The organism is Acinetobacter sp. ME22, assembly GCF_022012315.1.
Lineage (GTDB): Bacteria > Pseudomonadota > Gammaproteobacteria > Pseudomonadales > Moraxellaceae > Acinetobacter > Acinetobacter brisouii_A.
In genome coordinates this window covers 27,000-39,362 of sequence record NZ_JAKLTL010000016.1, presented here as the reverse complement: position 1 = coordinate 39,362, position 12,363 = coordinate 27,000, and the positions used below count along the sequence as shown (strand labels likewise).

13 protein-coding genes are annotated in these 12,363 nt (G+C 39.2%); 6 read left to right on the top strand and 7 right to left on the bottom strand.

The window, feature by feature from the left end; all coding sequences use genetic code 11:
* Window positions 1-205: 205 nt before the first annotated feature.
* The 3 genes from LVY74_RS15770 to LVY74_RS15760 all read right to left on the bottom strand — a co-directional run bounded on the left by LVY74_RS15770 (window position 206) and on the right by LVY74_RS15760 (window position 2,284).
* Window positions 206-769, bottom strand: a complete 564-nt coding sequence (locus LVY74_RS15770; protein WP_237815851.1) for a peptidylprolyl isomerase — start codon at window positions 767-769, stop codon at window positions 206-208.
* 101 nt (window positions 770-870) lie between these two features.
* Window positions 871-1,914: an alpha/beta hydrolase gene (locus tag LVY74_RS15765; protein ID WP_237815850.1), complete on the bottom strand. Its 1,044-nt coding sequence runs from the start codon at window positions 1,912-1,914 to the stop codon at window positions 871-873.
* Window positions 1,915-2,047: 133 nt separating this feature from the next.
* Window positions 2,048-2,284 (bottom strand): hypothetical protein, encoded by a 237-nt coding sequence (locus LVY74_RS15760; protein ID WP_237815849.1) that lies wholly within the window; start codon window positions 2,282-2,284, stop codon window positions 2,048-2,050.
* A gap of 629 nt (window positions 2,285-2,913) precedes the next feature.
* Here LVY74_RS15760 and grpE point away from each other — a divergent pair.
* The 5 genes from grpE to LVY74_RS15735 all read left to right on the top strand — a co-directional run bounded on the left by grpE (window position 2,914) and on the right by LVY74_RS15735 (window position 7,611).
* Window positions 2,914-3,444: a nucleotide exchange factor GrpE gene (gene grpE / locus LVY74_RS15755; RefSeq protein ID WP_237815848.1), complete on the top strand. Its 531-nt coding sequence runs from the start codon at window positions 2,914-2,916 to the stop codon at window positions 3,442-3,444.
* 119 nt (window positions 3,445-3,563) lie between these two features.
* Window positions 3,564-5,510, top strand: a complete 1,947-nt coding sequence (dnaK, locus tag LVY74_RS15750) for a molecular chaperone DnaK (RefSeq protein WP_237815847.1) — start codon at window positions 3,564-3,566, stop codon at window positions 5,508-5,510.
* 129 nt (window positions 5,511-5,639) lie between these two features.
* The gene (locus LVY74_RS15745; RefSeq protein ID WP_237815846.1) at window positions 5,640-6,179 is read left to right on the top strand and encodes an FUSC family protein; all 540 of its coding nucleotides are present in this window, start codon (window positions 5,640-5,642) and stop codon (window positions 6,177-6,179) included.
* Between the two features lie 42 nt (window positions 6,180-6,221).
* Entirely contained in the window at window positions 6,222-7,169 is a 948-nt protein-coding gene (locus LVY74_RS15740; protein WP_237815845.1) for a matrixin family metalloprotease, read from the top strand.
* 67 nt (window positions 7,170-7,236) lie between these two features.
* Window positions 7,237-7,611 (top strand): hypothetical protein, encoded by a 375-nt coding sequence (locus tag LVY74_RS15735; RefSeq protein WP_215899821.1) that lies wholly within the window; start codon window positions 7,237-7,239, stop codon window positions 7,609-7,611.
* A 51-nt stretch (window positions 7,612-7,662) separates the two neighbouring features.
* Here LVY74_RS15735 and LVY74_RS15730 read toward each other — a convergent pair whose 3' ends face one another.
* The 4 genes from LVY74_RS15730 to LVY74_RS15715 all read right to left on the bottom strand — a co-directional run bounded on the left by LVY74_RS15730 (window position 7,663) and on the right by LVY74_RS15715 (window position 11,603).
* Entirely contained in the window at window positions 7,663-8,964 is a 1,302-nt protein-coding gene (locus LVY74_RS15730) for a lytic murein transglycosylase (protein WP_237815844.1), read from the bottom strand.
* Window positions 8,965-9,450: 486 nt separating this feature from the next.
* The gene (locus LVY74_RS15725; protein ID WP_237815843.1) at window positions 9,451-10,572 is read right to left on the bottom strand and encodes a 5-(carboxyamino)imidazole ribonucleotide synthase; all 1,122 of its coding nucleotides are present in this window, start codon (window positions 10,570-10,572) and stop codon (window positions 9,451-9,453) included.
* A 14-nt stretch (window positions 10,573-10,586) separates the two neighbouring features.
* Window positions 10,587-11,102 carry a 5-(carboxyamino)imidazole ribonucleotide mutase gene (gene purE, locus LVY74_RS15720; RefSeq protein ID WP_151709603.1) on the bottom strand — a complete coding sequence of 172 codons (516 nt, stop codon included), beginning with the start codon at window positions 11,100-11,102 and terminating at the stop codon, window positions 10,587-10,589.
* Between the two features lie 138 nt (window positions 11,103-11,240).
* Window positions 11,241-11,603, bottom strand: a complete 363-nt coding sequence (locus LVY74_RS15715; protein ID WP_237815842.1) for a DMT family protein — start codon at window positions 11,601-11,603, stop codon at window positions 11,241-11,243.
* A 165-nt stretch (window positions 11,604-11,768) separates the two neighbouring features.
* On the opposite strand from LVY74_RS15715, the gene LVY74_RS15710 reads away from it, so the two are divergent.
* Window positions 11,769-12,305 carry a phosphatase PAP2 family protein gene (locus LVY74_RS15710; protein ID WP_237815841.1) on the top strand — a complete coding sequence of 179 codons (537 nt, stop codon included), beginning with the start codon at window positions 11,769-11,771 and terminating at the stop codon, window positions 12,303-12,305.
* The last annotated feature ends 58 nt before the right edge of the window (window positions 12,306-12,363 follow it).

Below are 12,363 nucleotides of genomic sequence, written 5' to 3'. Positions count from 1 at the left end.
TCTATCTCATCAATAAAAAGATAACGCAATCTTAAAATCTCTCACCCTAGAGCGAAGATTTTTTTCATCAATTGCGTTGGGATGAGTGCATTATAGGTGATTTTTTGCAGCACGCAAGTGCATTTTTATGCGTGCTGTATCGAGTGTATTTATTTTACACACATACTTAAATTAAATTATTGATTTTTATTGTTTTAAAATTTATTTATTTTTTAGCATTTTTGCTCACTATCTGCACACTCTGAATAATAATAGGTTTAACAGGTACATTTTGGTGCACACCATAATTAGTTGTTGCTACCTTAGAGATTCGATCTACAACATCCATGCCTTTTACAACCTTAGCAAAGACCGCATATCCGCTATCAAAAGTACCTCGGTCTAATGATTTGTTATCTACAGTATTAATAAAGAATTGACTGGTTGCAGAATTCGGGTCATTGGTACGTGCCATCGCAAGTGTGCCTCGCACATTGTGAAGACCGTTATAGGATTCATTTTTAATTGGTGGATTGCCTGACTTCTCCACCATGCGAGTTGTCATGCCACCGCCTTGAATCATAAAACCAGGAATGACGCGATGAAAAACAGTTCCTGAATAAAAGTTACTTTTTACATAATTTTTAAAGTTTTGAGTCGTTACTGGTGCTTGCTGATCGAAAAGCTCAATTTCAATGTTGCCCATATTGGTTTTCATATCAACAAAAGTATTGGCAAACGTAATTTGCCCTATTAATAGTAATCCTAAACCGAGTACCTGTTTTTTCATGTCATCAACCTTTTTATAAAAGTTTGATTAGTCTAATTGAATTTAGTGTATTTTTCTTTTGTATCTCAGTTATAGACGTTCCACGTGAAACTTAGATGACATTAATTTAAAAACTGCTTAAATAGTTGTGAAATTTCGATCCAGTCATTTTTTGATTGATATGACACAGAAGTTAAATTTATAAACCCATGTAATTGATGTGCATAATTTCGATGACAAACCTTTACATTGGCCTGCTGTAATAACTGCGCATAATGTGCACCTTCATCATGTAAAATATCATGCCCTGCTGTTACTAAAAAACAGGGCGCTGAGCGATCAAGTTGGGCATAGATAGGGGAAACCAAGGGATCATCTAATTCAAGTTGACTACTGAGTACATAATGCTGTGTAACTTGATCTACATCACCCTCAGTTAACAATAGTCCAGCTTTATATTTAAAAAACGACGGGTAACGACTTTTAAAGTCAACGGTAGGATAAATAAGAAGCTGGGCAATTGGTGCATGTAAATGTTGCTTTAAACATTGTGCCAACACTGTACTCATATTTGCGCCTGCACTATCTCCCGCAACAGCAATTGCATTTGGCTGAATATTGAATCGGTCTTGATGTTGCCATATCCAATGCCATGCCATTTCACAAGTTGATATGATTTGCTGAGCAGTCGCCTCTGGAGCCAGAGGATAATCAACACTCAGGACTTGGCAACCACTATATTTAGCCAAAATTCGACAGGCTTCATCATGCGTATCCAAATTTCCAAGAACAAACCCGCCCCCATGAAAAAATACAATCATTGGGCAAGCCTGCTGTGGGAATGGATGATAATGCCGTACCTGCAACACTCGATGATCTAAAGATAGACCGAAATCCTGAACCCATGCTAACGGTGTTGGTTGATAAATCAATTCACTCATACTTTTGACAAAATCATTTCGTGAGTTTTGTAAATTAGATGAGATTAAGCCTCGATAACCCTGTTGATGCTGATATGCCATTAGACACTTTAGTGTAGGATCAAGTTCGGGGTAATCCCATGGCACATTCATACTTCTATATAGTTGTTGTTTTAGATATCTTGGTAAATAGTTAAGACCTTGTGCAAGCAGTGCTGTTCTTTTTTTCCAAATCTGCTCAAGCATTATCACGCTCATCCAAATTTTTTTAATCTTGAATGTTTATTCTATCCGATAAAACAGCAATGAAACGCTGTTGTTTTCAACGATTCATTGCTGTTGTTTTTCATCACTTGTCGTCAGCTTTTAATACGTTGCCTTATGGAGCATTGGTTGCTGTGGTATTGGTGGTGGGTGTTGTTGCTTGTTGCCCCAAGCTGGCATCTACATTTGCAGAAGTAGAAACAACAGGTGTTTGTGCCTGAGCATCTACCAATGTTGAAGCAGTCACAGGTGTTGGTGTATCTGAACTTTGATTGGCTTCATGCGATGCACAACCAACTGCTGAAAAGGCAAATCCTGCAACAGTCAAAGATAATACAGCTAATTTTTTCATCATCACTCTCTACATAATAAATAAAAACTAAAAAAGAAAAAACTCGTTTAACGAGTAGCAGCATCATCGCTAAGTCAGATCAGGTAACAATATGAGTGAAATGCTATATTTTTTTAATAAACTTTATGCTTATGCAACGCTTCTGTGATTGATCAGCCAAATAGCTACATTGTAAATTTCCGATATTTCTCGGTGACTTTAATCAAATTTTTTATTGTTTCAATACTTTTTGACTTTTCAGGCAACTAAAAAATGTTGGAAATGACTTTTTTAAATTTTATAAAAAATAACAGAGCTTCAACAGTAATTGAGAATTTTTCTCACATAATAATCTGTTTTGTTTTCCAGCCTATTTAAACTTGACCTAAATTTTCCACGATTTTTGAAGATTTCCACGAGAAATCATTTGATCTAATTTTTTGAAATATCATGTCGAAAGCCACATATTTTCCTGAATCTGTAAAATTAAAAGCTTTAAATCAAACAGAGTGCTTGAATTTTCTCATACTGCCCATACTTCTGTTGTAACAAAAGAAACCCAAACCATGGCAGTTCAGAGTTTATGCAGTTGCACCACTGACGCCCAAGGACTGCACATGTTTAAAAACCTGTTTAAGCGGAGATCATCAATGGCGAATGAGCAAACTGAACAAACTCAAGACCTAGAGCAAGAACAACTTGAGCATGCTGAACAATCGCAAACTGAACCCACCGTTGAAGATTTACACACACAAATCAGCAAGCTTGAAGAAAATCTGAAGCTTGAAAAAGCACGTGCTGCCAACGCGATTTATGAAGCTGAAAAAGTTAAAGAGCGTGTTGAACGCGAAGCAGATGCAGCGAAAAAGTTTGCAGTTGAAAAATTTGCAAAAAGCTTACTGGACTCAGTTGATAATTTAGAACGCGCTATTCAAGCCGCAGGTGAAGAAGAAAGCCCTGTTCTTGAGGGTGTAAAGCTCACTCTAAAATCTCTAACGACTGCACTTGAGAAATTCGAAGTGGTCGCTGTCGATACAGAAAATGGTTTTAATGCTGATCTTCACCAAGCTGTGGGTATCGACCCAACTGCGAAAGCAGGTGAAATTGGTAACGTGCTACAAAAAGGCTATACCCTTTCAGGTCGTCTATTGCGCCCTGCAATGGTGACAGTTGGTCAATAAGCCTACAAATTAGAGGGTTTTCCATTTTTTTCACAAAATCTGCTTGAAAAAAATGGATTCACTCTCATATCGAATAACAAGCATAAACAATTGCAAAAATTTTTTGAGGAACACATTAAATGGCTAAAATCATTGGTATTGACTTGGGTACAACCAACTCATGTGTTGCAGTACTTGAAGGCGACAAAGTTAAAGTTATTGAGAACGCTGAAGGTGCTCGCACAACTCCATCGATTATTGCATACAAAGATGGCGAAATCTTGGTGGGTCAATCCGCTAAGCGCCAAGCAGTAACAAACCCTAAAAACACATTATTCGCGATCAAGCGTTTAATCGGTCGTCGTTATGAAGACCAAGCGGTGCAAAAAGACATCGGTCTTGTACCTTACAAAATCATCAAAGCTGATAATGGTGATGCTTGGGTTGAAGTCAACGACAAGAAACTTGCTCCACAACAAATCTCTGCAGAAATCTTGAAAAAAATGAAGAAAACTGCTGAAGACTACTTGGGTGAAGCAGTGACAGAAGCCGTCATTACTGTTCCTGCATACTTCAACGATGCACAACGTCAAGCAACTAAAGATGCAGGTAAAATTGCAGGTCTTGATGTTAAACGTATCATCAACGAACCAACGGCTGCGGCGCTTGCGTTCGGTATGGACAAAAAAGAAGGCGACCGTAAAGTTGCTGTTTACGACTTGGGTGGTGGTACTTTTGACGTATCAATCATTGAAATCGCTGACCTTGATGGCGACCAACAAATCGAAGTATTGTCTACAAACGGTGATACATTCCTTGGTGGTGAAGACTTTGACAACGCATTGATCGAATTCTTGGTTGAAGAATTCAAGAAAGAACAAAGCGTAAACTTGAAAAATGATCCACTTGCGTTACAACGTTTGAAAGAAGCTGCTGAAAAAGCAAAAATCGAGCTTTCTTCTTCTAATGCAACTGAAATCAACTTGCCATACATCACTGCAGATGCAACTGGCCCTAAACACTTAGTAATCAACGTAACTCGCGCTAAACTTGAAGCATTGGTTGCTGATCTAGTTGCACGTACGATTGAGCCTTGCCGTATTGCACTTAAAGATGCAGGTCTTTCGACTTCTGACATCTCTGACGTGATCTTAGTCGGCGGTCAATCACGTATGCCAATGGTTCAACAGAAAGTTCAAGAATTCTTCGGTAAAGAACCACGTAAAGACGTCAACCCTGATGAAGCGGTTGCAATTGGTGCAGCAATTCAAGGTGCGGTATTGTCTGGCGACAAAAACGACGTACTTCTTCTTGACGTTACTCCATTAACTTTGGGTATCGAAACAATGGGCGGCGTGTTGACTCCAATCATTGAGAAAAACACGACGATTCCTGCGAAGAAATCTCAAGTATTCTCAACTGCAGCGGACAACCAACCAGCAGTAGATATTTCTGTTTACCAAGGTGAGCGTAAAATTGCTCAACAAAACAAATTGTTGGGTAACTTCCAGTTGGGTGATATCCCTCCTGCGCCACGTGGTGTTCCACAAATCGAAGTATCATTTGACATCAATGCGGATGGTATCTTGAAAGTATCTGCAAAAGATAAGAGCACTGGTAAAGAGCAATCGATCCAGATTAAAGCAAACTCAGGTTTGTCTGATGCTGAAATCGAAGCCATGATCCGTGATGCTGAAGCGAATGCTGAAGAAGACCGTAAGTTTGAAGAACTTGCAAAAGCACGTAACGAAGCGGATGCTTTAGTTGCAAGTGCAAACAAAGCAGTGAAAGATCTTGGTGATAAAGTCACTGAAGATGAAAAAACTGCGGTAAGCACTGCTGTTTCTGAACTTGAAGCTTCTACAAAAGAAAATGACGTTGAAGCAATCAAAGCAAAAACTGAAGCGCTTCAAAACATCATCATGCCAATCACCCAACGTGCTTATGAACAAGCACAAGGTGCTGAAGGTGGTGCACAAGGTTTTGATCCAAATGCATTCCAAGGCGGTCAAGGTGCTCAACAGCAAAAAGCAGATGATGGCGTTGTTGATGCTGAATTCACTGAAGTTAAAGATGATAAAAAATAATTTATCGCTTTAATTCTAAAAAACCGCGCTTTATGCGCGGTTTTTTATGTCTGATACATCAAAAAATCTGTACAGATTTTCCAATTGACTCTCTTTATAATTTGCAGCGCTTGGGTATTTGGTCATGACATGAAGTTCAAACAATTCTTACAATCAGAAAAAGTGCTCTATATTTGTAAAATTCTCAGTTGTGCTGTGGTGATCACACTACTTTCGATTATTTTCGATAAAGACAAAACCACCAATTTTTTTGTTTGGGCTTCTTTAACCGCTTTTTCCACTCTCCAATTTAGCCGAAAAACCAAAGTCAATTTTAACCAGATTATTGGGAATATGATTGGCTCAGTAATTGGAATTATTATTTGGATGTTGATGTCGAGTGTTTCAGCACATTTGTATTATATTAATCTGGAATACTGGTTTCTGATTCTCGGCATTTTTGTCACGACATTGCTATGTATTATGCTCAAGCATAGTGAATATTGCGGGATTGCACTCTCAAGTTTTCTAATTGTGACCATTTACGATGTGGCTCACCATACGATTGAAGGTGCCTTATCACGTATTTTATTTTGTATTATTGGCTGTTTGATTGCTTACATGATCGACCTAATGAGTCGAAAACTGGAACAAAAGTTTCATATCATCATTGGCGAAGAAGAGCCTTAATCTACCGAATGCTAAAAATTTAATATAAAGGCACATCATATAATGCAAATAGGACGCTTATTTTTTGCACTTCCAATTTTGTTTTGGGGCTACCAAATTGTCCAGTATCCACAAGTTCGCCTCAATCCGATCAGTACCCGTCTCATTCACCCTCTCGATACCCGTTTACATTTTAAAATTGGGGAAGTTGATCCTCGTTTTCATTTATCTCGCAGTAAACTGGAAAATTTAGCACAGCAGGCTGCTGATATTTGGCAACAAGGTACTGGGCGAAGCTGGTTTGTCTACGATCCTCATGCACGCCTCGCAATTAACTTGATTTATGACCAAAGACAGCAACAAACTACACAACGACTAAGTGAACTAGAAAAAATCCAAAACACGCAACATCAACAACAAGACCAAGTACAAAATATTCATCAATATAAATCTGAAATTGAGCAATCACAGCAACGAATTGATGCCAAACAAACCCTTTTTCAGCAACAACTACAACACTATAACCAAATCGTTGCTCAAGTTAATCAGCAAGGGGGAGCTCGTCCCGAATTTAAACAGCAGTTAGATCAGCAAAAATATGCACTAGAGCAAATGCAAGCTGAGCTCAATCAGATGGTCATACAACACAATCAGTTGGTTTCACAATCTAACTCTCAGGTTGAAAGTTACAATCAAGCCAATCACAACATGAACCAGTCGATCGAAAGCTACAACAAAAACTATGCAGCACGTGAATTTGATAAAGGACTATTTAACGGACATAGCATCAATATTTATGAATTTGAAAATCAGGATGATTTACGCTTGGTCATCGCCCATGAACTTGGACATGCTTTAGGATTGGCGCATACCAAACATAATCCACACGCATTGATGTATCCGATATTACGAGATCAAAATCTTGAACATTTTCAATTAACAACTGATGATTTACAGTTATTACAAGCCAATCCACTTTGGAAAAAAATTTTAAGCCCATTCAGCTCATAAAGCCTGAATCCTGATAAATTTCATGCTATGGTTATAGAAAAATACCTTGTAGTCTATGGAGATCGGCGTGAGTTATTATCATATTGTTGTTGAAGTGAATGATCATATCAGTACGATCGAAGAAACTCGTGATATTGAACTCTTTAATATTGAAGACCTCGCACCTTATCTACATGCGCTTCTACTTCCCTACTTTAATAAACAAATGATTGAATTTGAAGATGAAAATATTCTATTTGAAGATATTCTTCATCTTGAAATCAAGCAAACACAAATGCCGATTGAGTATTTGATTGAAGAAGAACAAAAAGAGTTACCAAGTGATACCGATGTCACCATTACGGCTCACGAAATCTTTAATGACCGTGAACTGAGTCAAGATGTCACCAAAGTCATTTTTGATGTGCTAGATGCCGTCAAAATTGATCGTGAAGCATTCTAATCTGTACCGTATAAAAAGGTCTGAACAATCAGACCTTTTTTAATTAATCAATTACTGCATCATTTTTGCAGCTTGCTCCTGACGCAATGCTTGTAAAATTTTCTGCCCTGCCCGCCCTGTTGCAGGCAGACCTAAGCGTTGTTGTTCTTGCTGAATTGCTTGGCGGGTTTTATCACCCACCAAACCATCTGCTTCACCAATGTCATAACCTTTATTTAATAAAATCTGCTGAATTTCACGACGCTCTGCACGCGATGTTCCTGCATCATCGGTTGGCCATGCCGTTTTAAATTCACCCTGTCCTTGTAAACGATCCGATAAATGCGCAATTGCCAAAGCATAACTTTCCGCAGCGTTATAACTGTAAATAGCATCGAAGTTTTTAAACACCAAGAATACAGGCCCATTTGCACCCGCTGGCGCCATTAAACCTGCGGGTGTTGTCTGTGTTAAATTGCCTTGAATTAAAGCTGAACCATCGGCACGAACCAAACCTTGCCCAAGCCAATAACTCAGTGGTTTCTTGTTACGACGTCCCTCACCTGCAATTGACATATTCGGTGGCAATTTCACTTCAAAGCCCCAAGGAAAGCCTGTTTGCCAACCTGATTTTTTCAAAAAGTTGGCCGTTGATGCCAATGCATCGGGCACACTGGAAACCAAATCACGACGACCATCACCATCAAAATCAACTGCTAAACGTTCATAAGTCGATGGCATAAACTGGGTATGCCCAAAAGCGCCCGCCCATGAGCCTTTGAGTTGATCTACGGTTAAATCACCGCGTTGTAAAATTCGCATCGCTGCGAAAAACTCACCACGGAAATAACCTTGACGACGCCCTTCACAACTCAGTGTGCCCAGTGCTTGTAGCAACGGATATTTTCCAGAAATATCGCCATAGTTACTTTCAACACCCCACACTGCAACAATGGTTTCCACGGGTACACCATAGACTTGTGATGCACGATTCAAAACATCACGGTATTGGGCGATTTTCTGCTGCCCTTTTTGGACTCGCTCATCATCGACCAATCCTGATAAATAATCCCAAATCGGTGTTGAGAATTCAGGTTGATAATTGAGTTTTTCTAAAACAGATTCATCGGGGGTTAAATTTTGGGTGTATTGAGTATAAGTCTGATCACTCACGCCCGATGCGAGGGCTTGAGAACGCAAACCTGCAAGGCATTGTTGAAACTGAGATTGTGCAGATATATCGGGAGTTTTACTGAGTGGTGCAATTGAGGCAGATGAACCACTTTGATCACTGACACCATTAATGATGAGTTCTGCTTGTGCATGGGTGATTGTTAGAAAAATACTACCGACAAGAAAAGAAAAACGTCGCATGATCTTGATTGCCATTTTGAATTCAAATTATTGGGCTACCATACCACCATCCCCTCAAAATAACGATGCAATTTAAATTCAAATGTACAAATACTCGCAAATCGGTTGCATTTCTTTACTTTGAATTTAAATTCAAACTTTTAAACCTAAAGAATGAATTCATTTTTTTCAGATTCAAATTTAAAAAAATCACAGTGTGGATAACTTGTTTTTTTAGTCAAATATATTTGGCTAAAATTTTGTTTTATATTTAAATTTATTCAAAAAAACCGATACTGTTAACTCGTTGTAAAACTTTAAAAACAGTCATGAAATTTTAACTTTGAATTCAAAACAATATTTTTAAATTTAAATTCATTGATCAGTTGATTTATTTATCCACATTGAATGTGGTTTTGAATTTAAAACGGCGGCTATCTTGCCTGAGAAACAGATATAAAAAAAGCGCTTGCCGAAACAAACGCTTTTTTTAACAACAATCTGGCTTTAAATGCTCATATCTTGAGTCAATGCCAAAGGCTCAGGCAAAATGCTTGCCAATTGACGGCATAAAACTGTTAATTGTGCAGCATCAACAGGCATCAATGTAATATGCCCAAGCTTACGACCCTGACGCTCTGTTTTGTTGTACAGATGCAAATGTGCGCCATCCAACGCTAGAACATCTTCAGTTTTTGGATGCTGACCAATGATATTGATCATCACGGTTGGACGCACCACCTCGGTTGAACCGAGTGGCAAACCTGCAACGGCGCGAATGTGGTTTTCAAACTGAGAACAGACTGCACCTTCAATCGACCAGTGTCCTGAGTTATGTACACGTGGTGCCATTTCATTGGCATATAAACCTTGTTCTGTCACAAACAGTTCAAGCGTCAACACACCGACATAATTCAAATGGTTCAACAAACGGGTAATGTAATCTTGTGCCACAGGTTGTAAGTCTGCACTGTTTGGCGCAGGGACAATCGAATGTGACAAGATACCGTTATGATGATGGTTTTCAGCCAATGCCCATGTTTTGACATCGCCATTTTGACCACGTACCGCAATAATCGACACTTCGCGAGAGAACTTCACAAAGCTTTCAGCAATCAGGCTTTTTGCAGGCCCAAGTTCAGCCCAAGCAGTATCAATTTGATCTTCTGAACGTAAAACAAACTGACCTTTACCGTCATAACCGCCCGTCGCAGTTTTCAAGACAATCGGTAAGCCAAGATCAACCACAGCCTGTTTCAAGCTTTCAAGGCTATCGACTGCACGGTAAGGTGCAACAGGAATAGCTAATTGATCAAACAATGCTTTTTCAAGCAAACGGTTTTGTGCTGTTGCCAATGCCTGACGTGGTGGATGCAATTGCTTACTTTGCGTCAAAACATCAACATCAGCCAAAGGCGTATTTTCAAACTCTAGGCTAAACACATCTGCGCTGTCGATAAACTGCTGCAAACCCTGTTCAGTTTGGCTTGAAATCACTTGACCCATTGCCGCAGAAGGGCAATCTGTATTGGCTTCAAAGAAAGTACATTGAATATTCAGTGGTAACGCAGCCTGAGCCATCATGCGACCCAATTGACCACCACCAAAAATACCGATGGTTTTGTTCATGTGGCTAGCCTCGTTTATACCTGACCTGGAATGTTGTTGTTAGCAACTTTTGCTGTTTGTGCATCACGGAAATCTGCAACATTTTTTGCGATATCAGGGCGTGTCAAACCTAAAATTTGTGCTGCCATAATGGCTGCATTGGTTGCACCCGCAGGGCCAATCGCCAATGTGCCGACTGCGATACCTGCTGGCATTTGTACAATCGAAAGGAGAGAGTCAACACCATTTAAAATCGATGATTTAACGGGAACACCCAAAACTGGAAGATCAGTTTTTGCTGCGCACATTCCTGGTAAATGTGCTGCACCACCTGCACCTGCAATAATCACCTGAATACCACGCTCACGGGCAGTTTCAGCATATTCAAACAAACGGTCTGGGGTACGGTGTGCAGACACCACTTCAGCTTCAAAAGGGACGCCAAGCTGTTTGAGCATATTGGCAGTGTGTTCTAAGGTTGCCCAATCAGATTGAGAACCCATAATAATTCCAACTAAAGGTTGAGCGTCTGGAGCTGCGACCGTATTCATTGATATTTCCAAAGCGTAAGTAGATCAATGCGCTTAGCAAAGCCAAGAAGTGCATTGCATAGATATTAGGGCACACTAGTATAGCTTGTTTTTTCATCCTCTCCAAAAATACTCATCACTTGCCTGAGAATTTCTGATTTATTGACTCCGAAATACAAAATACACACAGCCGAGCAGACAGCAACCTGCCCATAAATAATCCAGCTTAAACGGTTGTTTAAATAAAAACAGCATGAAAGGCACAAACACCAATAAAGTCACGACTTCTTGGCTAATTTTCATTTCGCCCATGCTAAAGCCCTGTTGAGCAAGCAAACGAGTGGCTGGAATCATAAAACTGTATTCGAGTAGCGCAATACACCAACCAAAAAGAATCGCTTTCCAAAGTGGTGCTGCATGTAAAAATTTTAAATGTCCGTACCATGCCAAAGTCATAAAACAGTTGGAAATGATCAATAAAACAAAGGGTAGGGAAAGAGAAACTGGCACGTCATCACACATCTAAGCACTTAAATGACTTATTACCTTAACATATTGAATGTCATTGATATTAATTTTATAGCAACAGCAATTATGAAAAATATCTGTGGTTACATATCTTTATTTTGGACATAACGGAAATTCCTCTAAGATGAAAATCAACTTATTTAATGATGACCATCATCCATGTCGATTTTGACCGAACTGAATCACGATCTATTTACAATGATTTATATGTCATGGCGTAATTCGATATGGGCATTTGAAGCTGCCTCATTTTTTTCGCATCATCTTACCACACTTTTAGCTGTGCTGTTATTACTCAGCACTTTACTCAAAAAAGGCTATCCCACTTTATTTTTAAAAGCACTTGTTGTCACTCTATGTGCTTCCGTTATTAACTATATTATTGATCATACTTTATATTTTCCTCGACCATTTATGTTGGGTCTAGGAGATAATCATATTGAACATTCAGATGACAATTCATTTCCAAGCAGTCATATGCTGATTATTAGCACCATTGCCTTTGCCTATCTTTTTTCTTCAAAACGCTGGATTGGATGTGGTTTGCTCTTGGCAGCATTCGTGATTGGCTGGTCACGGATTTATTTTGGTGTGCATTTTCCTTTTGATATTTTAGGCTCGCTACTGATTGCACTTGGTTTAAATTTTGCGGCTTATTACATTCTGCGTCGTCAAGCTCCTCAATGGATCGGCTAACACAACAACTTCTCACGTATTGTGACTATCTTTTCAAATATAGCCTTGCTATGGTTGC